Below are 21,242 nucleotides of genomic sequence, written 5' to 3'. Positions count from 1 at the left end.
TCAGGCGCGGGCGAGGGGCCCGTCGAACAGCACAGTCGTGATAAAGGCCGCCGCCGCGTCGGGCGTGGCGTGGGGAGGCGGCTGGAGCGCCCCGGTCGGGTCGCACTCGGCGCCGAGGTAGGCCAGGAGGTAGCCTTTGACGTTGCCCATAAGCAGGTGCGCCACGGCCGTGGCCGGAAGCGGGACAAGGGAGCCGAGGTCCATCGCCTGCTGGAGCGGGCGGGCGACCGCCTGGATCAGCGCCGCCTGGTGGCGCGCGAACAGCGCGTTGGTCTCGGCGTCGAACGCGGCGCGGTGCGCCTCGCGCATGAACAGGTTCAGCACGTGGCGGTGATCCGCGAAGTGCGCGAACAGCGCGCCGACAAAGCCGCGGAACGCCTCACGGACCGCCTCTGGCGTCGCGAGGCGTTCTGACTCGTCGAAGGCACCCTCGATGACCGCGAGCAGGCTGCCGAACACGCGCTCCTCGAACAGAGCGAGGAACAGCTCGGCTTTACCGCCGGGGAAGTAGTTGTAGAGCGTCCCCTTGCCGAACTCGGCGCGCTCGGCGACCTCGTCGAGCGTGGCGCCGTCGTAGCCGTGGTCCGCGAAGACGCCGAGGGCGGCGTCCAGCATCGCACGGCGGCGCTCCAGGCGCTCGCGGTCTCGGCGGGAGAGGGTAGCAGTGGCGTCCACGATGGGGGTCGGGTCAGAAGGTGACTCTCGGGTCACTTTGGGAACTAGGCCGTCACTACGGAAGCCTAAGCACCTGGTTTCCGCGCAACTTGTTAAGAGACGGTGACGGCATCGTGGCACCCATATTGCGCACCTGCTCTGTGCGCCAGAGGCCTTATAGACGCCTCTGGCGTGCTCTTTGAAGACTGCGCGCGGGCTGGACGCGCCTCGTCGAACAAGGTGTGCGTCCGTTGTCTGAGATGGAATCGCCGGTGCCCACAGTCGCTGTCTCACTCTGAGATTCACCTGCCTCTGGCGTGACGCTACCGGACCCGCCAGAGGCCTCGAACGATTCCCGCCGCCCGGGGCTACAGGCACGAAGCGGAGTGCCGATACCGGGGGCAGCTCCACATCTCTCGCACCTCTGATGACTGTCCGGCTCTACGTCGTCGACGACGACCGCCACTACGCCCGCCTGCTTTCCTACCGGCTCGACAAAGACACCGAGCACGAGGTCCACACCTTCGCCTCTGGCGAGGAGGCGCTGGACGCGCTGGACGCCAACCCGCCCGATCTCGTCCTGCTCGACATCATGATGCCCGGAATCGGCGGGATGGAGACGCTGCGGCGGTTGCAGCTCTTCAAGCCGGATCTGCCCGTGGTGATGATCTCAGCACAGGGCACAGCCGACGTGGCCGTGGAGGCCATGAAGGGCGGCGCGACGGATTACATCACGAAAGGGCAGGACGACCTCGTCAAGCTGGACATCGTGGTCAAGAACCTCAAGCAGCGCGTCAAGCTTTCCCGCGAGGTGGAGCGGCTGCGCGGCGAGGTCGCGAAGAAGTACGGCATGGACGAGATCGTGGGCGACAGCCCGGCGATGGAACGCGTCTACCAGCTCATCGAGAAAACGCTTCGCGGCAACCTGACCGTCGCCATCCAGGGAGAGAGCGGGACGGGCAAAGAGCTCGTTGCGCGCGCCATCCACTTCAACACGCCCCCGCAAGGCGGCGCGAAGGAGGGGCCCGGGCCGTTCGTGGTCGTCAACAGCGCGGCCATCCCGAAGGAGCTGATGGAGAGCGAGTTCTTCGGCCACGAGAAGGGGTCCTTTACCGGCGCGCACGCGCGCCACATCGGCAAGTTCGAGCAGGCCAACGGTGGCACGCTGTTCCTGGACGAGGTGGGGGAACTGGACCTCAAGCTCCAGGCGAAGCTGCTCCGCGCGCTCCAGAACCGCGAGATCACGCGCGTCGGCGGGAGCGAGACCATCAAGTTCGAGTGCCGCGTCATCTCGGCTACGAACAAGGACGTGCTCAAGATGGTGGCCTCTGGCGAGTTCCGCGAGGACCTCTACTACCGCCTCTTCCAGTTCCCGGTCCAACTCCCGCCGCTGCGCGAGCGCGACCAGGACGTGCTCGTCCTCGCGCACGACTTCCTGCGTGGCTACGCCAAGCAGTACCCGCGCTTTAAAAAGAAGCGCCTCGGCGCCGACGCCGCCCGCGCACTCATGAGCTACCCGTGGCCCGGCAACGTCCGCGAGCTCAAAAGCGTGGTGGAGCGCGCGATGATGATCTCCGATCAAGACGAGATCACGCCCGAGGACCTGCTCATCGATGGCCCGCACGCCATCGCGCCGTGGGCCGAGCGTGTGCACAAGACGGCCTCTGGCGCCGCGCCGCCGCGCGAGACGCCGCCTCCCACGTCCTCTGGTGACGGCTCCTCCGTTCCGACGATGACGGTCCCGGCCGCGTTCGCAACCGGCGAGCCGGAGCCCACCCTGGTCGCCGTGCCCTCGCCGGCCGATCTCGGCCTGCCGATGCCCTCCTCGCCAGCCGCGACCGCCGTCGCCGAGGCGCCAGAGGCCGACGAGCCGATCGTGCCGCTGGAGGACCTCAAGCGCCGCGCCGTGGAGCACGCCTACACCGTCTGCGACGGGAGCGCCGAGCGCGCCGCCCAGGAGCTCGGGATCGGCCGCGCGACGATGTACCGCCTGCTGAAGAAGTATGAGATCGAGGGATAAGCGCGGGCGTGCGCTCCGCCGCGTGCGTCGTGCGCCTCTGGCGCCAGAGGCCGGGAATCGGAACTCTCCGATGCCTCGCGCAACACCGGTGCGCCAGAGGCGGTAGTCTGCACCCCTCACCCGGCCCAGGCCAGCATGCGACTCTCGGACTACGAACGGAAAGCCCAGCGCGAAATCGAGCGCTGGGAGCGCGGCGAAAGCCTTTTCGGCCAAGCCCTCGGCTTCGCCATGAAGCCCGTGGACTGGGCCTTCGACAAGTTCGTCCCGGACTCCGTCGTGGACAGCCTGACGGACGCGCTCACGCAGGCGCTCTCCTCCCTCAACGACGCCTCGGCGTGGACGATGGCGCCGGACGACGTGCTGAGCGCCGCGCGCGACCTGGAGATCGACGTGGACTCCGTCGAGGACCTCCGTGACGTACCGCTGGACGAGCTCGACGCCGTCGCCAAGCGGTTTACGTCGCAGAACACGATCCTCTCGATGCTCTCCGGCGGTGGCGCGGGGTTGGGCGGCGCGCTGCTCCTGGCGGCCGACATCCCCGTTCTGTTCACGGTCAACTTCCGCCTCATCCAGCAGGTGGCGGCCTCGTACGGCTTCCCGCTTCACGGGCCGGAGTACAGCCCGCTCGTGGTCTCCATCTTCAACGTTGCCGCCAGCGGCTCGCGAGAGGCCAAGAGCGACGCGCTCCGCGAGCTCTCGGTGGCGGCGGCGGCCTTCGCGCACGGCAGCGGCTACAAGGGCCGCAAGGCGCAGGGCACGCTCCGTGAGCAGATGGGCCACGTGCCGCGCGAGATCGCCAAAAACCTCGGCGCGGCCAAGCTTGGCCAGATGATCCCGATCGCGGGCGCGGCCGTCGGCGCGGGCGTGAACTACTGGTTCACGGACCAGACGGCGCAGGCGGCCATGATGCTCAGCCGCGCGCTCTACCTGGAGCGGAAGGAGCGCCTGTAGCCTCTGGCGCCAGAGGCCGGCCCGCCCGTAGCCTCCGGGATGCCGCGCGACCCCATCTTCGGACACGTCCCCGGTTTTCCACCTGGGAGCCTGTTCGCAGACCGCGACGACCTCGCGGCCTCTGGCGTGCACCGCGCGCGCCGTGCGGGCATCGTCGGCCGGGCAGCGGAAGGCGCAGAGTCCATCGTGCTCAGTGGAGGCTACGTGGACGACGAGGACCGCGGCGACGTGATCCTCTACACCGGAGCCGGAGGGCGGGACCCTCGGACGGGCCGGCAGGTGCGGGACCAGATCCTCACCCGGACCAACCTCGCGCTCGCCACCAGTGCGCGGCTTGCGCTCCCCGTCCGGGTGGTCCGCGGCACCAGCCCGGACGTGCGCGATCCGCCAGAGGCGGGCTACCGCTACGATGGCCTCTGGCGCGTCACGGACTATTGGCAGGAGGCCGGAGAAGACGGGTATCGGGTGTGGCGCTTCCGCTTGGAGGCGGAATCGAGCCAGCGCGAATCAGTGGCGCCAGACCTCACACGCTCGTGACGCCACACGGCCGAGCGCGTCGGTACGTTCGGGGCCGACACCCCACCACACCTATGCCTCGCCTGCCTCTGGCGCTCGCCGCCGTCCTCGCCTGTACCGCTTGCTCCGGCCCTGTGTCCTCGCCAGAGGCCTCGATGCCCGGCACGCCAGCCGCCACCGCCTCTGGCGACACGTTCCGCGCCGCCCCGGCTGCGAGGCCCGCGGACGCACCGCAGAACGTCGTCCTGTTCATCGCCGATGGCTTTGGGCCGACTTCGGCCACGATGGGCGCCTCCGCCGCCGAAGCGCTTGGCCGCGACTGGACGCTCGGGACCGGGCTGATCGGCGCGTCTGAGACCTCGCCCAGTGAGGGCCGCGTCACGGATTCCGCCGCGGGCGCGACGGCTTACTCGTGCGGGATCAAGACCTACAACGGCGCCATCGGCGTCGGCCCGGACAAGGCGCCGTGCCGGACGCTCCTCGAAGCCGCCGAGGCGAAGGGCCTCTCGACCGGTCTCGTCGCCACCAGCCGGATCACGCACGCCACACCCGCCTCCTTTGCCGCGCACGTGGAGCAGCGCTCGCAAGAGGCCGAGATCGCGAGCCAGATGATCACCTCTGGCGTCGACGTGATGTTCGGCGGAGGCCTGGGCTTCTTCACCGGCCGCGAGGACGGCCGCGACCTCCTCGCGGAGTTGCGCGCCTCTGGCGCGACGGTCGCCACCGACGGCGCGGGCTTCGACGCCCTCTCCAGCACGCCTGCTGTCGCCATCATGGCGCCGTCGCACCTCGCCTACGAAGTGGACCGCGACGAGACCGATCAGCCCTCGCTCGCCGAGATGACGACCCGCGCGATGGACCTCCTGGGCGAGGCGGCCGGCGCCAGAGGCTTCTTCCTCATGGTTGAGGCCAGCCGCATCGACCACGCCGGGCACGGAAACGACCCCGTCGGGCACCTGCACGACATCCTGGCCTACGACGAGGCCCTCGCGGCAGCGTTGGACTGGGCCTCGGAAAACGGCAACACGCTCATCGTCGCCACGGCGGACCACGAGACCGGCGGCATGTCGCTCGGGCGCGATGGCATCTACGCCTGGGACCCGCAGCCGCTGCTCGACGCCAACGCGAGCATGGAGCGCATCGCTGAGCAGATCGCGGGAGGCGCCGATCCGGTTGCCGCCGTCCGGGACGGACTTGGCTTCGACAGCCTGGAGGACGGCGTAGCCGAGGCGATCCGCGGCGCTGCTTCCTCTGGCGACCGCGCTGCGCTCAGCACGCTCGTACGTGACCTCGCCTCCGAGCCCGCTGGCATCGGCTGGACCACCGGCGGCCACACCGCCGTCGACGTCGGCCTGTACGCGTGGGGCCCCGGCATGGAGCGCTTCCGCGGCCGCCTGACCAACGACGAGGTGGGCCGCCGCCTCTTTGCTGCGCTCGGCCTCACGCCGTAGCGACAGCGGGCGAGCGCGCCTGATGCTGCCTGCGCCAGAGGCCTCTGGCGCTACTCCTTGCGGAGCGAGCGCGGCTGCGGCGCGTCCCGCTTCGGGTCGCGCCGGGGCGCTGCCGGGTACGCCGGCGGCTCCGTGGCGCCAGAGGCTCGGGCCGTGGGCAACTCCTCTGGCGGGGGCGCCACGCGCGGCATGTTCCAGGCGGTCTTGCGCGGCGAGTGCTCCCGCGGCGCGGCCGCCTCAGACGCGGCCTCTGGCGTGCGGGACTTCGGAGCGCGGAGCAGTCGGCGGAAGACAAGGAGGTGGCCGAACAGCGCGAGTTGGACCAACCACGTTGGCAGCCAGATGCCCGGCCACGTAGCGGGGAACGTCATGCGCGGCTCGGTCTCGATCAGCCCGAACGCCGAGCGGGCTGCCGTGACCACGACGATCGCCAGGAGCGCGAGGCCCGCGACGTTCCACACCCAGACCACCGATCGCGGGAGGGTGGACTTCCGGCCCCAGATTCCGAGGCCGAGCGCTGAGAGGCCTGTCAGCACGTCGAAGTTGGCGCCGGCCCACGTCACCTCCGCGGGCACCATGTCCAGCCCGTACGCCCCCGCTAAGAGCACCTCGACTACGATCCGGAAGCACTGAACGCCGACAAGGGCCCACATCGACCACGCGAGGACCAGCCGCTCCCCGAAGCGAGAGAACGCGAGCGCGACCGTCCCGACCGTGGTCCCGCCGATCAGCACCGCCGCCAGAGGCGGCCGGGCGTTCAGGTCGCTCAGCGCGCCCGAGAGCGCGAGCGCCGCCGTCGTGGAGAGCAGGATGCCCACGATGCCCGTCGCGATGAGGACCCAGCGGTCGCGGACAGCCGGCCTCTCGCGCAAGCGGTACCCCACGCGGCGCGTTGCGTAGATGAAGAGCCACGCCATCACCGCGCTGAGTGCGACGAAACCTGCGGGCACGAGGGTCGAGAAGTTCATGGAGGCTAAGCCGAGCCGAAGAGAAGAGAGGCTAGGGTACAGCCGTTCCGGTGGCGTGACACACACGTCGTCACACACACCCGGTACCTTCCGGGCTAGCGTCCCGTCAGTCCCGCATCCCGCCAGAGGCCTGCTCATCTCCGAAGCCACGTTCTGCATTGTCGATACCGAGACCACGGGCTCTCGGGCGGGAGACGACCGTCTGATCGAGGTGGGCGCCGTGCGGATGGTGGGCGGCGAGGTGGTCGAGGAGTTCCAGCAGCTCATCGACCCCGAGCGGCACGTACCGCGGCGTATTACGCGTCTGACCGGCATCTCCACCGGCATGGTCTACGGCCAGCCCACGGTCCGGGAGGTGATGCCGCGCTTCCGGGAGTTCCTGGGCGACTCCATCATGGTGGCCCACAACCTCCCGTTCGACCTCCGCTTTCTGGACCTCGCCCTCGACGAGGCGGGCCTACCGCCCATCCAGAACCCGGCCGTCGACACGCTCCGGCTCGCGCGGCGGCTGCTCTCCGCGCTGCCCTCTAAGGGCCTCTCGCGCCTGACGGAGCACTTCGGCATCGAGGTCAAGGGGCGCCACCGCGCCCTCGGCGACGCCGGGGCAACGGCCGAGCTGCTGTGGATCCTCCTCTCGCGGATGCAAATCGAGTTCGGCGTCGAGACGGTGGAGGACCTGCTGACCTTCCAGCACCGCCGGTACAAAGACACGCGGCGCGAGCCCTCGCACCTCAAGAAGATCCGCGAGGAGATGCTGCCGGACCTGCCGGAGCGTCCCGGCGTGTACTCCATGCGTGATGGGCGCGGCCGAGTCATCTACGTCGGCAAGGCGAAAAACCTCAAGAACCGCGTCCGGAGCTACTTCGTGGGCGTGGAGAACCACCCACCGAAGACGAAAAAGCTCGTGCGCGACGTGCGCGAGGTGACGTGGGACGAGACCGGGACCGAGCTGGCTGCGCTGCTGGACGAGAGCCGCCGCATCAAAAGCCTGTTGCCCGTCTACAACCGCGCGCTGCGCCGCTACCGGGACTACCCGTTTTTGCGGCTGGACGTGAGCTCCACCTACCCCACCATCTCCTGGGTGCCGCGCATCGCGCACGACGGCGCCGAGTACTACGGGCCTCTGGCGCGCCGCGGCCAGGCCGACGAGTTGGTGGAGTTGATCGGCCGGCTGTTCAAGCTGCGCGAGTGCGACGAGAACGTGTTCAACCTCGGCCGTCCGTGCCTCTACCACGAGATGGGCCGGTGCGGCGCCCCGTGCCTTGGCGGCGTCGCCGATGCCTACGCCGATGAGGTGGAGCGCGTCCGCGCCTTCCTGACCGGCCGGGACACCGACGCGCTGGACGCGCTCGAAGCGGCCATGCACGAGGCCGCCGCCAACCGCGAGTTCGAGTCCGCCGCGTGGTACCGCGACCAGCGCGAACGCCTCACCACAACCCTGGGCCGCCAGAAGCAGATCGCCTCGCCTGTCCACGACCACAACGTGGTCCTCGTGGAGCCTCTGGCGCCCGGCTACGCCGGCTTCGAGAACGGCGGCGCCCAACTCTTCCTCATGCGCCACGGCCGCCTCGCCGCCCGCGTCGACATCGCGTCGAACCTCGGCGCCGGGGAGATCGAGGATCTTCGCGAGACGCTCGACGAGCACTTCGACCCGCTGGCGTCGCCGCCAGAGGCGCACCTCCGCGCCGATGTGGACGAGATGCGCATCCTCGCGGCATGGATGCGCCGCTTCCCCGCGCCCGCGCGCCAGGTCCGCTGGCACGAGTCCATGTCCTCGGACGATTTCCTGGACGCGGTGCTGAAAGCGGCCGGCTCGGCGCTGCCGGATGCGGAAGAGGAGCCGGTAGAGGAGGAAGAGCTCTAGCGCCGCCAGAGGCCTCTGGCGCTAGCCCAACCCGTACCGCTCGCGCAGGATGCGCGTGTGGTGCTCCACGTGACCGGCCAGGACCCACGCCGCCGCACGAACGGTCATGTGGTGACCGCTGGCCTCGCCGCCGCGGCCCCAGGCCTCTGGCGCCAACGGCTGAAATAGCGCGAGCGTCGACGCGCGGATAGCCAAGAACTCGGTGAACGCCTCGCCGAGCGATTGCTCGGGCGCGTGCGGCATCCAGTCGTCTTGGTCGAATCCCGCCAGAGGCGATGTCTCGCCCCGCGCCCACCAGAGCGCGCGGAAGGCGAACACGCGCTCGGTATCCGCCATGTGCTGGATGACCTGGAGGACGGCCCACTTGCCCGGTTCGTAGGCGTAGTCCGGATCGGCCTCGGCGAGGAGCTGGTCGAGCTCGACGGGTTGCGTCTCCAGCGTCTCGAACAGATCCACGTCCGGGACGGCGTCGATGTAGCCGGCGTAGAACGGGGCGTATTCCTCGGGGCGCGGTCGGGCGGTCATCGGCGGGGAGAAGCGGAGGCGCGAGGATAGCGCCTCTGGCGCCAGAGGCAGAGGGCTACTCGCAGCTCAGGCCGCGCACGAAGCCGAGCATCGCTGGGCCCGCGGCCTTGCCCTCCTTGCTCAGCGTCGCGATGATGCGCTCGTGGGAGTTGCCGGGCTCGATCGCGACCTCGTGCGGCACGCCAGAGGCGTCGAGCGCGTCGATCAGCAGCTCGTTCTGCCGGATCAGCGCCGGGTAGTCGCCCTCGGCGTAGATCACCAAGAACGGCGGCGAAGCGGGCGTGAGGAGCGGGACGACGGACGCCTCGGTCTGCCACGGCTCCGGCGCCAGAGGCGCAGTCTCCATCTTGGCCGTCCCGGCCGGCGCGAAGCGCGTCTGGTAGTACGGGTAGTTGTCCGCGATCTCGAACGACTCGCGGTCGCGCAGGTCGAGGGCGGCGCCGCTGACCGAGATCGCGCCGCAGATGGCTCCTTGCGGGATGCCCGCGGCCTCTTGCGCCGAGCGGTCCAGTGCGACGCGGTCGATGAGGTGGGCTCCCGCCGAGTGGCCCATCAGGACCAGGCCGTTGGGATCGCCGCCAGAGGCGGTCACGCGGCGGCGGACCTCGGCGACGGCGCGCGCCACGTCCGAGACCTGCTCCTGCCACGTCGCGCCTGGCTGCAGGCGATAGCTGACCGTTGCGGCGCCCATCCCGCGCGCGGCGAAAAAGCGCCCGATGTTGCCGTAGATGTCTTCCCCGCCGAACGTGAGGTCTTTGTCGCCGGTGGTCCAACCGCCGCCATGCACGAAGACGACCGTCGGCCACGGCCTCTGGCGGACCGAGTCCGCGAGCGGCATAAACAGGTTGAGCCGGTGTTTGGGGTCGAGCGAGTCCTCGACGTACGAGATGTCGTTTTGGACGTTTGCGGGCGGGAGGTCCTGGTGATCGTAGACGAAGTCGAGGGCGATGCCCGTGACGGCGGTGCAGCCCGCCAGGGGCAAGAGCAGGAGGAACGCGAGGAGGCGCATGCGTGTGGAGTGGTTTGGCGTTCCACCCGCCAGAGGCGGTGCGGGTTCGGGCGTCACACAATGCGCGCAGGGCCGTACGCTGCCACGAACTGCTTCTGGCACCATGCTCCGCCCGTTCCTCCGCCGCGCGCTCAGCCGCACCGAAGCCAGCCTCGGCGTCCCGGTCGACTACCTCCGCTACGTGGCGGATCACGACCCCGCCGCCCTGCTCAAGTTCGGGCTCTTGCAACCCGCGACGGCGCACCGGAAAGTGCTCCCGCCCGAGGTCTACCACGCCGCTCGCATCGCGGCCACGCAAGCGGCCGACTGCGGCACATGCGTGCAAGTGGAGGTGAACGCCGCGCGCGCCTCTGGCGTCGCGCCCGAGGCGATCCGAGCGGTCCTGGCCGGCGAGCCGCTTTCGGTGCCAGAGGCCGACGCGGTCTCTTTCGCGCGGATGACCGCCGGGGGCGAGGACCCCACCGAACCGCGCCAGAGGCTCCGGGAGCGTTTTGGCGACCGCGGTGTGGTCGAGCTCGCCCTCGCCGTCGCAACCGCACAGGCGTACCCGACGATTAAGCGTGCGCTGGGCTTCGCCACGGCGTGCTCGCGCGTGGAGGTAGAGGTGTAGCTGGGGACGGCCTCTGGCGCCAGAGGCCGCGGCGGTTGTGCATTGTTGTGTAGGACAAACGCGGAAGTCGCCTCAACTGAATCTTCCTACAAGGTCCTTCGGGCCAAGCCGATGGAAGGGAAGCGGAACGGCAGGGAGGTTTGGAGCACACCCCTCACCTCCGACCGCCCATGACTCCTCGCGCTACACCCCTCCTCCGTTCCCTTCTCGTTGCGCTGGTGGTGCTCCTCTACTCCTCCGCCAGCGCTCAGACGGCCGTCATCGGGCGTTCGCTCCAAGACGTGCTATCGATCACGTCCAGCCTGGACCGCCTGGAGGTCGTCGTCACGTTCGATCAGGAAGGCCCCCTCAGCACGTCGCAACTCCGCGGGCTCACCGCTCTCGGCGTCACAACCGGCACCACGTTCCAGAGCCTGCCCATCGCGGGCGTTTTGGCAACGCCGGCGCAGGTTGCCTCTATCGCGAGGATTCCGGGCGTCGCCTCCGTCTGGCTCAACGAAGAGCTGAACTACCACAACGACGGCTCCAAGCAGATCACCGGCGTTGACCGGCTCCGCACGGACTCCCAACTCCGCACGAGCCAGGGCCTTCCGTACTCCGGTAAAGGCGTTACGGTGGTCGTCAACGATTCCGGTATCGACGCCACGCACGCGGACCTTCCCTATGGATCGAAGGTCGTCGAAAACGTGCAGGCGCTCACCAACCTGAATGCGATCACGGACCTCGCGCCCATCACGTACCTCGAAGGCACGCCCAACACCGACACCAACTCCGGCCACGGCACGCACTGCGCCGGCACGGTCGGCGGTCTCGGCGTTCGCTCGGGCGGCCTGTACGAAGGCGTTGCGCCCGGCGCAGACCTGATCGGGTACGGCTCCGGCGGCGTGATCCTCATCCTGGATGGGCTCGGCGGCTTCGATTACGCGATCACCAACCAGTTCCGCTTCGACAACCCGATCCGCGTCATCACCAACTCGTGGGGATCCGATGGCGAGTTCGCGCCCGAGAGCCCCATCGTGCAGGCCTCCTACCGGGCGTACCAGCGTGGGATCGTCACGCTGTTCGCGGCCTCCAACAGCGGTCCGGGCGAGGACACGCACAACATCTACGCGCAGGCCCCATGGGTCATCTCCGTCGGTGCCGGGGACAAGCTTGGTGCGCTCGCGGACTTCTCCTCGCGCGGTAAAAAGGGCGAGGGCTACTCCTTCACCACCTACGACGGCCAGACCTGGGAGTACAAGAACGACGTGACCATCGTGGCCCCTGGCGTCGACATCATCTCCACGCGCTCGGCGACCAACGCGGGCGCCAACGGAGGCGACGCCGACCTGGACGCGATCGCGCCGGCCTACCTGCCGTTCTACACGATGATCTCCGGCACGTCGATGGCGACGCCGCACGTGGCTGGCATCGTGGCGCTGATGCTGGAAGCCGATCCGAGCTTGGACCCGATGGAGGTCAAGGCCATCCTGCAGCGGACGGCGACCAACATGCCTGGCCGCGAGCCGTGGGAGGTCGGCACGGGCTACGCCAACGCGCATGCCGCCATCGCGGAGATCCGCGGCGTGGACGTGGGGGACCGCTCGTCGTTCGCGACGGCGACCCGCGCGTTCAACGCCAGCGGCCGCTTCCGCGACGCCGGAGGCTTTGATGCGAGCCTGTTCTTCAGCCCCATCGGCGAGCCGGAGTCGGTCTCGTTCGAAGTGGCTGCCGACGTGTCCCTCGTCAAGGCTCGCGCCGTCGTGTCGGAGAACACCATCGCGCTCGTCCTCACGTCCCCGAGCGGCAAGCGCTACGGCTCCGGCATCACGCTCCCTGTGCTCGGTGAGATCGCGGGCGTGAGCGCGCCGGGCGAGGAAGGCACGTGGACGATCAGCGCCAGCGGCATCGGTTCGCTCTCGGGCGTCGGCGTGGACCCGCTCGGTGTCACGAACGGTCTCGCGCTCCCCGGCACGATCAACGCCCGCGTCGAGTTCGTCGCGACCGACGGCTTCGTCGGTCTCAACGACATCGCGAACCACCCCGCCAGAGGCTTTATCGAGGCGGCGGTGATCGAGCAACTCGTCGACGGATTCCGCAACGGGCGGTACAACCCGAACGGCGTGATGCGGCAGGGCGAACTGGCGATGTACCTCACGCTCGGTGCGGGCATCCGTCAGCCGTCGCAGGTGGCGCCTCTTCCGTTTATCCAGGCCAACGCCGCGACCCTCCGGGGCGCTGCGCTCAAGGACCGCGACGGGTTCGCGCCCGGCGTAATCCGCGCCGAGGGCTTCCACGAGAACAACCTCGTCTCCCGTGCGGACCTCGCCTACTCCTTTGTCGCCGCGCTCGGCCTGCACGAGCCCGCGATGGACTACGACGGCACGGTCTACGCCGCCTTCGACGGCCAGCGCATCGCGCTGGATGACAGTGGGGCGATCCCCGCGGCTCTTCGCGGCTACGTGCAACTCGCGCTCGACGCGGGGCTGATGAGCGCTCAGTTCTCGGTGCACCAGGGTCCGTTCGATTTGCAGCCGACGATCCGCGCTCGCTTCAACCCCTCGGAGACCGTAACCCGCGCGGGCTACGCCGTTGCCGCGGTTCGCTTCCTGGACATGTACGACGCCACCAACCCGGACGCCTTTACGGGTGAGCCGGCTGGGACGACGCTACCCGCCCTCAAGGGTGGAGAGGTCTCTGGCGAGATGGCCCTGGAGGCCAACGCGCCCAACCCCTTCGGGGCGACAACGCGGATCGCCTACACGACGAGCGTCAGCGGCCCCGTCCGCCTAGCGGTCTATGACCTGCTAGGCCGCGAGGTGCGCTCTCTCGTGGACGAGACGGTGGAGGCCGGCCGCTACGAGGTGACGCTCGACGCCAGCGGCCTTGCTGCCGGCACCTACGTCTACCGCCTCACCTCTGGCGGCGAGACGGAGATGCGCCGGATGACGGTCGTGCGGTAGCACGCCGAACGCTTGACACCATCGGGCGGGGCTGCTTCGGCGGTCCCGCCCGTTTGCGTGAGGCCTCTGGCGCCAGAGGCCGCGGGGTCTGTTAGGCGCCGGGTGCGAATGGGTCTTCGGGACACCCCCTTGTGCGGTCGCGCGAGCGATCCTCTGTTTTGACTGCTACCGGCTTCTCCATGCTTCGCCTCGTCGCTCTCTCGGCTCTCGTTTTCTCCTCCGCGGCCTTCGCGCAGAACGTCCCGGACTGGGCCGCCGCGCCAGAGGCCCCGGCGGCTTCGGAGGACAACTTCGGTCCGGGGCCACCGCCGCCACCGCCGCCGCCGCCCAACGTGCCGCTCGATGGCGGCCTCGGCCTGCTCGCGCTGGCTGGCGCGGGCTACGCCGCCCGACGCCTCTCGAAGAGCACCGAGCCTCTGGCGTAGCCGAGAGCGATCTCGCTCTAGCGATGTCGTCCGCACTTGATGCCGGGGCACACCGCCAGAGGCCCGTCGGGTTTCGTAGAGGATTGGCCTGCGCGCCGAGGCGCGCGGCCTAGCTTGGTTTCGCCTCTGGCGCCAGAGGCCCGAGCCTACACCTGAACACCGACGACCCCGACACTGTGAGCGACCAGAAGATCATCTTCTCCATGGTCGGCGTGAGCAAGAGCTACCGCCCCGGCCAGTTCGTCCTCAAGGACATCTACCTCAGCTTCTACCACGGCGCCAAGATCGGCGTGCTGGGCCTCAACGGCGCCGGCAAGTCGTCGCTGCTGAAGATCATCGCAGGGGAGGACCCGAAGTACGACGGGACCATCCAGTCCGAGAAGGGCATCACGTTCGGCTACCTCCATCAGGAGCCCGAGCTGGACCCCGAGAAGACGGTCCGCGAGATCGTGGAAGAGGGTGCAGGCGAGGCCGTGCAGCTTCTCAAGGACTACGAGGCCGTCGGCCTCAAGTACGCCGAGCCGGACGCCGACTACGACGCCATCATGGCCGAGCAGGGCAAGCTCCAGGAGCGCATCGACGCCCTGGACGCTTGGGACATCGACTCCAAGCTGGACATGGCGATGAGCGCGCTCCGCTGCCCCCCGCCAGAGGCCAAGATCGGCGTGCTCTCGGGCGGCGAGAAGCGCCGCGTGGCGCTCGTGCGACTGCTCCTGCAGAAGCCCGACGTGCTCCTGCTCGATGAGCCCACCAACCACCTCGATGCCGAAAGCGTCGCGTGGCTGGAGAACCACCTGGAGCAGTACGAGGGCACCGTTATCGCGGTCACCCACGACCGCTACTTCCTAGACAACGTCGCGGGCTGGATCCTCGAACTCGACCGCGGCAAGGGCATCCCGTTCCAGGGCAACTACACGTCGTGGCTGGAGCAGAAAACGGCCCGCCTGGCGCTGGAGGAGAAGCAGGAGTCCAAGCGCCAGAAGGCGCTCAAGGACGAACTGGAGTGGGTGCGCCAGAACCCCAAGGGGCGCTCCAAGAAGAGCAAGGCGCGTATCGCGAACTACGAGCGCATGGTCAGCCAGGAGTACAACAAGGCCGACGAGGACCGCGAGATCCCCATCGCGCCCGGCCCACGCCTCGGCGACGTGGTGATCGAGGCCTCTGGCGTGACGAAGAGCTACGGCGACCGCGTGCTCTACGAAGACCTCACGTTCAGCCTCCCGCCCGGCGGCATCGTGGGCGTGATCGGCCCGAACGGCGTGGGCAAGACGACGCTGTTCAAGATGATCATGGGCCAGGAGGAGCCGGATGCAGGCACCTTCAACGTGGGCAGCACGGTGCAGATCGGCTACGTGGACCAAAACCGCCCGCTCGACCCCGAGCACACCGTCTTCGAAGCCATCTCCGGCGGCTCCGACTTTATTCAGGTCGGCAAGCAGGAGGTCAACGCTCGCGCCTACGTGGGCCGGTTCAACTTCGGCGGGCAGGACCAGCAGAAAAAGGTGACCGAGCTCTCCGGCGGTGAGCGCGGACGCCTCCACCTCGCGACGACGCTCAAGGAAGGCGCCAACGTGCTCCTGCTCGACGAGCCCTCCAACGACCTGGACGTGAACACACTTCGCGCCCTCGAAGAGGCCCTCTTGGAGTTCGCCGGCTGCGTCGTGGTGATCTCCCACGACCGCTGGTTCCTCGACCGCGTCGCGACGCACATTCTGTCCTTCGAGCCTGACGCCGACGGTGAGGTGCACCCGCGCTGGTACCCCGGCAACTACTCCGAGTACGCCGCTGACCGCCGCGAGCGCCTCGGAACGGACGCCGACGTGCCGAAGCGGATCAAGTACCGCCAGCTCACACGGTAGCGCAGATAGACGACAGACCGAGACCGCCTCTGGCGCTGGTAGAACCTGCCGCGCCAGAGGCGTCGTCGTATACGGCCGATTTGAAGGTTCTGGGCCCTCGGCCGATATCCAGGGCGTCCGCCGGTACGCCCATGTCGTCTCTCCGATTCGAATCCTCCTTTGCTCGCATTGCGCGCTCGTGGGCACTCGTCTTCGGTGTGAGTTGCCTGATCCTCTTTGCCGTTATCGCGCTAGAGGAAGACTCGTGGCCGCCGCTGTTCGTGATGGTCTTTAGCTGCGGCGTTCTGGCCCTCCTCCTCGCTGCGCTACTGGGAATCTCCTGGCGACGGGGATTGCGCTGGGTCGAGGTGGCCTCTGGCGGAGTCCTCGTCGCGAATCGGAAAGGAGAGCACGCGTTCTCCTGGGACGAGATCGCGAGCTACCGCCATTACCGGGGCCGCGCCGAGAGTTGGCGCTTCGACCTTGCAGACGGCCGCCGCGTGCGGATCTACGTCGAGGGGTTCGAGCGCGGATATGACGTGCGCCTGGCTCGCGCTCTCTACGCCGGGCTCGTCGCCAGAGGCTTCGCGACGGTCGTGGGCGAGGACCGCTATCAACGTGTGGGCTGACGCCAGAGGCCTCTGGCGCTACCGTCCGAACGAGGCGGCGAAGCGGCCGTACCCCTCGGCGCGGAGGCGTGCGGCGGGGATAAACCGCATGGCTGCGCTGTTCATGCAGTAACGCTTGCCCGTCGGCGCGGGGCCGTCGTTGAAGACGTGCCCGAGGTGGGAGTCGGCCCCGCGGGAGCGGACCTCGACGCGCGTCATGCCGCCAGAGCGGTCCGTGACCGTGCGGATGTTGCCGGGAACGAGCGGGCGCGTAAAGGAAGGCCAGCCGGTCCCGCTTTTGTATTTGTCCTTGGACGAGAAGAGAGGCTCGCCGGAGACGATGTCCACGTAGATGCCGGCGCGCTCGTTGTCCCAGTACGCGTTGCGGAACGCGGGCTCGGTCGCGTCCTCTTGCGTGACGCGGTACTGCATCGGCGTGAGCCTCTGGCGGAGTTCGGCCTTGCTCTGCGCTTGCGCCAGAGGCGCGGCAAGAAGGAGGGCGAAGAGGAGAAGGGAGACGCGTGTCATCAGAAGTCGGAGGTGGGGCGCCAGAGGCCTCTGGCGGGGGGCGGGAGCGGGCGCCAGAGGCTAGCTGGAGGCGAACAGGCTGGCGTACTGCCCGTAGCCCTCGGCTTCGAGCCGGTCGGCCGGGATAAAGCGGAGCGCGGCGGAGTTGAGGCAGTAGCGCAGGCCGGTGGGGGCGGGGCCGTCATCGAACACGTGACCGAGGTGCGAATCCCCGACAGCGGAGCGAACCTCCGTCCGGTCGCCGAAGACGCCCGGGTCGGGTTTGGTGACGACGAGGGCGGGCTCCAGCGGCTGCGTGAACGAGGGCCACCCGGTCCCGCTGTCGAACTTGTCGAGCGAGGAGAAAAGCGGCTCGCCGGAGACAATGTCCACGTAGATGCCAGGCTCCTTGTTGTCGTCGTACTCGTTTACGAACGGCGGCTCGGTCCCGTCCTCCTGCGTCACGCGGTACTGCATGCCAGACAGTCTGGCTTTGAGCGCAGCGTCGCTGGGCCGCTCAAACCGGGAGGCCCAGGTCTCACGCGTCTCGCGGGCCTCTGGCGAAAGCTCGGCGGTGTCCTCTGCGCCCCAGAGCTGTTCCAGGCGCGCATCGCGGCGGCAGCCGAGGCGGTAGGAGTAGTAGCGCTCCGGGTCCTTGAGCCAGAAGTCCTGGTGGTAGTCCTCGGCGGGGTAAAACGTCGCAGAGGGCAGAATCTTGGTCTCGATGGGCTGGTCGAACCTGGCTGCCACCTCGCGCTTGGTCTGCTCCGCCAGAGGCCGCTGGACGCTCGTGGCGAAGATGGCCGAGCGGTAGGAGGGGCCGCGGTCGCAGAACTGGCCGTCGCCGTCGAGCGGGTCCACGTTGCGCCAGAAAATGTCCAGGAGGTCCTCCGTAGAGACCTGTTCGGGGTCGTACACGACCTCGATCACCTCGTAGTGGCCGGTGCCACCACGCGTGACCTGGTCGTAGGTCGGATTGGCGACCGTGCCGCCTGCGAAGCCGCTGGTCACCTTTGCAACGCCCGGGACGCCTTCAAAGGCGGTCTCGGCGCACCAGAAACACCCGGCGGCCAGGATGAGCGTGTCGGCGTCCGCAGGAGCGATGTCGAGCGATGCGGGCTCAACAGGGCTGTGGACGGGCTGGCCGAGAACGGCCTCCAATTCGGAGGCGCTTTCGGCGCCGCCGCACGCAGCGAGCGCAAACGCGAGGGCAAGGAGGCCGAGAAAGGGAAGTCGCATGTCGGGGTAGAGTCGGATCGGTGGTGTAACGCCTGAGGCTGTGCGGTGGTGCCGGTTCACCAACTTCGAGAACGGGTCTTACACCCGCGTCCGCACTCTGGACTACACGCCCCGCACGCCGGCACGATTGCTGAGCTTGCATCTGCCTCTGGCGTCGGCGCACACGCGAAGGGTCCGCAGAGGCGCCAGCGGCCGCGCGACGCCTAGTTTGGGCCTCTTGCGCCGTCGCCGCGGCCCACACACGTCTACGGCCTGTGTGTGGGGAAGTGGTGCGCGCCAGAGGCGGGAACGTTGGTAGGCCGTGGCACTCGCCGGCGGCCTCTGGCGGACTTCGCTGCGTCGCCAGAGGCGCGGACCCCCGGGTGCGCCTTCTGCATTCTGCTTTCGCTGATCTGACTTCCCGCTATGCCTCTCGTCGCCATCGTCGGCCGCCCGAATGTGGGCAAGTCCACGCTCTTCAACCGCCTCACCGAAGCCCGCCAGGCCATCGTCCACGACGAAGCCGGCGTGACGCGCGACCGCATCTACGGAGACGTGGAGTGGGGAGGGCGTGTGTTCGACCTCGTCGATACCGGCGGCTTGGTCCCGCGCTCCGCCGAGCGCTTTGAGGCCGCCATCCGCGAGCAGGTCATGCTCACGCTGGAAGAGGCCGATGTCATCCTGTTCGTCGTGGACGTGGAGACAGGCATCACGGACCTTGACCAAGAGGTGGCGCAGGTGCTGCGCCGCGCCGAGCAGCCTGTTCTCGTCGTTGGCAACAAAGCAGACAACGACCTCCGCCGCATGGAAGCCGCCGAGCTGTGGAGCCTCGGCCTGGGCGACGTGTTCGCGCTCAGCGCCATCAACGGCTCCGGGACCGGCGACTTCCTCGATGCGGTCATCGAAGCCCTCCCCGAGCAGCCCGACGTGGCCGAAGACGATGACGCCCCGCGCATCGCGTTTATCGGCCGGCCCAACGTGGGCAAGTCCTCGCTCGCGAACCTGCTGCTCGGGCGCCAGAGGAGCATCGTGACCGAAATCGCGGGGACGACGCGCGATTCGGTCGATGCTCGAATGGAGGTCAACGGCCGGGAGATCGTACTGGTGGACACCGCCGGCCTTCGCAAGAAGGCGCGCGTGAAGGAGAACGTCGAGTTCTACTCCATGCTGCGGACCGAGCGCGCCATCCAGACGTGCGACGTCGCCGTGCTCCTCATCGACGCCGAGCGCGGCTTCGAGGCGCAGGACGCGAAGGTGCTCCGCGAGGCTGCGGACATGAAGAAGGGCTTGGTCGTCGTCGTCAACAAGTGGGACCTGGTTGAGAAGGAGACCAACACCGCCCGAGACTTCGAGCGTGCCGCCAAGGAGCGCGGCACCATCGACTTCGTGCCGTTCCTCTACGCCAGCGCCCTCACAGGTCAGCGCGCCGATAAGGTTCTCGACCTCGCGCTGCAGGTCTACGACGAGCGCAACAAGCGCATCCCGACCTCCAAGCTCAACGAGGTGGTCGAGGCCGCCGTACGGGCGCAGTACCCACCATCCTGGCGCGGCAACTACGTCAAGATCAACTTTGCGACCCAGGTCCGCGAGAGCCCGCCGGTTTTCGCCTTTTTCTGCAACTACCCGCAGGGCATCAAGGAGAGCTACAAGCGTTTCCTGGAGAACCGCCTCCGTGACGCCTTCGGATTCGAGGGCGTGCCGCTGACGCTTTCGTTCAAGGCGAAATCCAAGCCGCAGTAGTCCGGTTGCCCTCGCGGGCCGACGCCAGGGGCCTCTGGCGCCAGAGGCCTCGTGCCCTCGCCAGAGACTTACTCCGCGAGGTAGGCGGCGCCGCGTCCCTTGACGGACTCGTCCCAGCGCTGCATCCAGGCGTCCTCCTTGTCCGCGAGCGCCGACCAGTCGAGCTCCATCGGGCGGATCTCTGCGGACGTGATCCATGCCGGGAGGCTGTCCTGTGGAATGTCGGTCCGCGCCGGGATGCGGTAGAAGCGGCGCGACTGATCCAGCAGCGCCTCTTGCGAGGTCACGAACTCGATGAACTGCTTCGCGAGCTCGGGCTGCGGCGCGCCTTCGGGGATCGCGATGCCGTCCACGAGGACGGGCGCGCCGCTAGAGGGCACGATAAAGGCGAACGGGTAGCCATTGGTCTCGGCCTGGAGGTACGCGTCCGGCATGTTCCAGAGCGTCACATCGGCGGTGCCTCTGGCGAGCCCGAGGTACATCTGGGTCGGGTCGGCGGCGTAGGACTTGGTGTTCGCGTCCAGCCGTGCGAGCCACTCGAAGCCGGCTTCTTCGGTCGGCTGGCGCACGATGATCGCGCTCCAGATGGCGCGCATGGTCCCACTCGCCAGAGGCGTGCGGATGATGACGCGGTCTTTCCAGCGCGGGTCGAGCAGGTCGTCCCAGTCCCGAGGCATCTCGGCGGCGTCCAGCGTCTCCGTGTTGACCAGAAAGCCCTCGGGCGTCAGAAAGGTTCCGTACCAGCGGCCTTCTGGATCGCGCGAGGAGGCGTCCAGCGCGCCTGCCCAGGAGGGTGTAAAGGGCGCGAGTAACCCTTCCTCGGCGGCGCGAGCGAACGTGACCTGAGGTGCGCCCCACCACACGCTCGCCTGCGGGTTCTGCCGCTCCGTTCGGATGCGGTCGTAGGCGTCCTGCGCGCCCATGTCGATGGGCTGCACGTCCACGCCGGGGTTCGCGGCCTCGAACGCCTCCTCGTACGCGCTCAGCATCTCCTTGCCATGTGGCGAATACACCACGAGCGGCGTACGGTCGTCGCTCGCGCACCCGGAGAGAAGGAGGAGGGCGAGCGCCAGAGGCGCGAGTCGAGAGGCGGTCACAAGGCAGCGGGACGGTTCGGCGTCCCTACCCGGCGTCTCGTGTGGTGATCCCGCCAGAGGCCTCTGGCGGTAGAAGCCGCCCGCTCAGGCGTCGCCGCGGACGCCGCCGAGGACGAGGGGGCGGTGTGTGGCGGCCGAGCGCACGTCCGCCTCGCGCTGCGCTTCGTCCATCGCGCACGTCTCCAGGGCCTCTTGCACCAAATCGCGCAGCCAGTCCCGGTTCTCGTGCAGGGCCTCCGTCACGGCCCGCTTCAGGGCGTCGGGGTCGATCTCAACGTCAGGGGTAGAAACGGGCATCG

Annotated in this window: 19 protein-coding genes and 1 pseudogene; 11 read left to right on the top strand and 9 right to left on the bottom strand. The window is 68.6% G+C overall.

Features of this window, described 5'->3' with window-relative positions:
• Entirely contained in the window at window positions 1-675 is a 675-nt protein-coding gene (locus tag BSZ36_RS12660; RefSeq protein WP_143536890.1) for a TetR/AcrR family transcriptional regulator, read from the bottom strand.
• A gap of 406 nt (window positions 676-1,081) precedes the next feature.
• On the opposite strand from BSZ36_RS12660, the gene BSZ36_RS12655 reads away from it, so the two are divergent.
• From BSZ36_RS12655 to BSZ36_RS12640, 4 genes are all read left to right on the top strand, one after another.
• Window positions 1,082-2,674, top strand: coding sequence for a sigma-54-dependent transcriptional regulator (locus BSZ36_RS12655; RefSeq protein WP_094549510.1), 1,593 nt, complete (start codon window positions 1,082-1,084; stop codon window positions 2,672-2,674).
• A gap of 135 nt (window positions 2,675-2,809) precedes the next feature.
• Window positions 2,810-3,625: an EcsC family protein gene (locus tag BSZ36_RS12650; protein WP_094549508.1), complete on the top strand. Its 816-nt coding sequence runs from the start codon at window positions 2,810-2,812 to the stop codon at window positions 3,623-3,625.
• Between the two features lie 39 nt (window positions 3,626-3,664).
• Window positions 3,665-4,162, top strand: a complete 498-nt coding sequence (locus BSZ36_RS12645) for a YDG/SRA domain-containing protein (protein ID WP_094549506.1) — start codon at window positions 3,665-3,667, stop codon at window positions 4,160-4,162.
• A gap of 53 nt (window positions 4,163-4,215) precedes the next feature.
• Window positions 4,216-5,592, top strand: coding sequence for an alkaline phosphatase (locus BSZ36_RS12640; RefSeq protein WP_094549504.1), 1,377 nt, complete (start codon window positions 4,216-4,218; stop codon window positions 5,590-5,592).
• A 50-nt stretch (window positions 5,593-5,642) separates the two neighbouring features.
• On the opposite strand, the gene BSZ36_RS12635 is transcribed toward BSZ36_RS12640, so the two are convergent.
• Window positions 5,643-6,560: a hypothetical protein gene (locus tag BSZ36_RS12635; protein ID WP_094549502.1), complete on the bottom strand. Its 918-nt coding sequence runs from the start codon at window positions 6,558-6,560 to the stop codon at window positions 5,643-5,645.
• 55 nt (window positions 6,561-6,615) lie between these two features.
• On the opposite strand from BSZ36_RS12635, the gene BSZ36_RS12630 reads away from it, so the two are divergent.
• Window positions 6,616-8,424, top strand: a complete 1,809-nt coding sequence (locus BSZ36_RS12630) for a DEDD exonuclease domain-containing protein (protein ID WP_179271179.1) — start codon at window positions 6,616-6,618, stop codon at window positions 8,422-8,424.
• Window positions 8,425-8,445: 21 nt separating this feature from the next.
• Here BSZ36_RS12630 and BSZ36_RS12625 read toward each other — a convergent pair whose 3' ends face one another.
• Window positions 8,446-8,949, bottom strand: coding sequence for a DinB family protein (locus BSZ36_RS12625; protein ID WP_094549499.1), 504 nt, complete (start codon window positions 8,947-8,949; stop codon window positions 8,446-8,448).
• 55 nt (window positions 8,950-9,004) lie between these two features.
• Complete coding sequence (locus BSZ36_RS12620) at window positions 9,005-9,958, bottom strand: alpha/beta hydrolase (RefSeq protein WP_179271178.1); 954 nt, start codon at window positions 9,956-9,958, stop codon at window positions 9,005-9,007.
• A 103-nt stretch (window positions 9,959-10,061) separates the two neighbouring features.
• On the opposite strand from BSZ36_RS12620, the gene BSZ36_RS12615 reads away from it, so the two are divergent.
• Entirely contained in the window at window positions 10,062-10,568 is a 507-nt protein-coding gene (locus BSZ36_RS12615; RefSeq protein WP_094549495.1) for a carboxymuconolactone decarboxylase family protein, read from the top strand.
• Window positions 10,569-10,738: 170 nt separating this feature from the next.
• Window positions 10,739-13,510 (top strand): S8 family peptidase, encoded by a 2,772-nt coding sequence (locus BSZ36_RS12610; RefSeq protein ID WP_094549492.1) that lies wholly within the window; start codon window positions 10,739-10,741, stop codon window positions 13,508-13,510.
• Here BSZ36_RS12610 and BSZ36_RS19485 read toward each other — a convergent pair.
• On the bottom strand, window positions 13,453-13,635 hold the full coding sequence (locus BSZ36_RS19485; RefSeq protein ID WP_179271177.1) for a hypothetical protein: 183 nt from the start codon (window positions 13,633-13,635) through the stop codon (window positions 13,453-13,455). The genes BSZ36_RS12610 and BSZ36_RS19485 overlap by 58 nt on opposite strands.
• 54 nt (window positions 13,636-13,689) lie before the next feature.
• On the opposite strand from BSZ36_RS19485, the gene BSZ36_RS19480 reads away from it, so the two are divergent.
• The 3 genes from BSZ36_RS19480 to BSZ36_RS12595 all read left to right on the top strand — a co-directional run bounded on the left by BSZ36_RS19480 (window position 13,690) and on the right by BSZ36_RS12595 (window position 16,402).
• Window positions 13,690-13,935 (top strand): PID-CTERM protein-sorting domain-containing protein, encoded by a 246-nt coding sequence (locus tag BSZ36_RS19480; protein ID WP_094549490.1) that lies wholly within the window; start codon window positions 13,690-13,692, stop codon window positions 13,933-13,935.
• A 203-nt stretch (window positions 13,936-14,138) separates the two neighbouring features.
• The gene (gene ettA / locus BSZ36_RS12600; protein WP_094551312.1) at window positions 14,139-15,794 is read left to right on the top strand and encodes an energy-dependent translational throttle protein EttA; all 1,656 of its coding nucleotides are present in this window, start codon (window positions 14,139-14,141) and stop codon (window positions 15,792-15,794) included.
• A 131-nt stretch (window positions 15,795-15,925) separates the two neighbouring features.
• Window positions 15,926-16,402: a hypothetical protein gene (locus BSZ36_RS12595; RefSeq protein WP_094549488.1), complete on the top strand. Its 477-nt coding sequence runs from the start codon at window positions 15,926-15,928 to the stop codon at window positions 16,400-16,402.
• An 18-nt stretch (window positions 16,403-16,420) separates the two neighbouring features.
• Here the strand turns inward: BSZ36_RS12595 and msrB (BSZ36_RS12590) are convergent.
• Together msrB (BSZ36_RS12590) and msrB (BSZ36_RS19730) are read right to left on the bottom strand one after the other, a co-directional pair.
• A pseudogene (gene msrB, locus BSZ36_RS12590) lies at window positions 16,421-16,846 on the bottom strand (peptide-methionine (R)-S-oxide reductase MsrB); the annotation flags it as partial.
• Between the two features lie 123 nt (window positions 16,847-16,969).
• Window positions 16,970-18,127, bottom strand: coding sequence for a peptide-methionine (R)-S-oxide reductase MsrB (gene msrB / locus BSZ36_RS19730; protein ID WP_094549484.1), 1,158 nt, complete (start codon window positions 18,125-18,127; stop codon window positions 16,970-16,972).
• Window positions 18,128-18,532: 405 nt separating this feature from the next.
• Here msrB (BSZ36_RS19730) and der point away from each other — a divergent pair, with 405 nt between their 5' ends.
• Complete coding sequence (gene der / locus BSZ36_RS12580; protein ID WP_094549482.1) at window positions 18,533-19,846, top strand: ribosome biogenesis GTPase Der; 1,314 nt, start codon at window positions 18,533-18,535, stop codon at window positions 19,844-19,846.
• A gap of 68 nt (window positions 19,847-19,914) precedes the next feature.
• On the opposite strand, the gene BSZ36_RS12575 is transcribed toward der, so the two are convergent.
• The gene (locus tag BSZ36_RS12575; RefSeq protein ID WP_094549480.1) at window positions 19,915-20,943 is read right to left on the bottom strand and encodes an extracellular solute-binding protein; all 1,029 of its coding nucleotides are present in this window, start codon (window positions 20,941-20,943) and stop codon (window positions 19,915-19,917) included.
• Between the two features lie 84 nt (window positions 20,944-21,027).
• Window positions 21,028-21,240, bottom strand: coding sequence for a hypothetical protein (locus BSZ36_RS12570; RefSeq protein ID WP_094549478.1), 213 nt, complete (start codon window positions 21,238-21,240; stop codon window positions 21,028-21,030).
• Between the last annotated feature and the right edge of the window lie 2 nt (window positions 21,241-21,242).

The organism is Rubricoccus marinus (assembly GCF_002257665.1).
Classification (GTDB): domain Bacteria; phylum Bacteroidota; class Rhodothermia; order Rhodothermales; family Rubricoccaceae; genus Rubricoccus; species Rubricoccus marinus.
The sequence above is the reverse complement of the archived record's forward strand: the minus strand, read 5'-3'. Positions and strand labels throughout refer to the sequence as shown.

Excerpts from the sequence above, each read along its gene's own strand:
- BSZ36_RS12645 (WP_094549506.1), top strand. The coding sequence starts at position 3,665 with ATGCCGCGCGACCCCATCTTCGGACACGTCCCCGGTTTTCCACCTGGG.
- BSZ36_RS12640 (WP_094549504.1), top strand. The coding sequence starts at position 4,216 with ATGCCTCGCCTGCCTCTGGCGCTCGCCGCCGTCCTCGCCTGTACCGCT.
- BSZ36_RS19480 (WP_094549490.1), top strand. The coding sequence starts at position 13,690 with ATGCTTCGCCTCGTCGCTCTCTCGGCTCTCGTTTTCTCCTCCGCGGCC.
- BSZ36_RS12595 (WP_094549488.1), top strand. The coding sequence starts at position 15,926 with ATGTCGTCTCTCCGATTCGAATCCTCCTTTGCTCGCATTGCGCGCTCG.
- BSZ36_RS12610 (WP_094549492.1), top strand. The coding sequence starts at position 10,739 with ATGACTCCTCGCGCTACACCCCTCCTCCGTTCCCTTCTCGTTGCGCTG.
- der (WP_094549482.1), top strand. The coding sequence starts at position 18,533 with ATGCCTCTCGTCGCCATCGTCGGCCGCCCGAATGTGGGCAAGTCCACG.
- BSZ36_RS12620 (WP_179271178.1), bottom strand. The coding sequence starts at position 9,958 with ATGCGCCTCCTCGCGTTCCTCCTGCTCTTGCCCCTGGCGGGCTGCACC.
- msrB (WP_094549484.1), bottom strand. The coding sequence starts at position 18,127 with ATGCGACTTCCCTTTCTCGGCCTCCTTGCCCTCGCGTTTGCGCTCGCT.
- ettA (WP_094551312.1), top strand. The coding sequence starts at position 14,139 with ATGGTCGGCGTGAGCAAGAGCTACCGCCCCGGCCAGTTCGTCCTCAAG.
- BSZ36_RS12635 (WP_094549502.1), bottom strand. The coding sequence starts at position 6,560 with ATGAACTTCTCGACCCTCGTGCCCGCAGGTTTCGTCGCACTCAGCGCG.
- BSZ36_RS12650 (WP_094549508.1), top strand. The coding sequence starts at position 2,810 with ATGCGACTCTCGGACTACGAACGGAAAGCCCAGCGCGAAATCGAGCGC.
- BSZ36_RS12615 (WP_094549495.1), top strand. The coding sequence starts at position 10,062 with ATGCTCCGCCCGTTCCTCCGCCGCGCGCTCAGCCGCACCGAAGCCAGC.
- BSZ36_RS12655 (WP_094549510.1), top strand. The coding sequence starts at position 1,082 with ATGACTGTCCGGCTCTACGTCGTCGACGACGACCGCCACTACGCCCGC.
- BSZ36_RS12570 (WP_094549478.1), bottom strand. The coding sequence starts at position 21,240 with ATGCCCGTTTCTACCCCTGACGTTGAGATCGACCCCGACGCCCTGAAG.
- BSZ36_RS12625 (WP_094549499.1), bottom strand. The coding sequence starts at position 8,949 with ATGACCGCCCGACCGCGCCCCGAGGAATACGCCCCGTTCTACGCCGGC.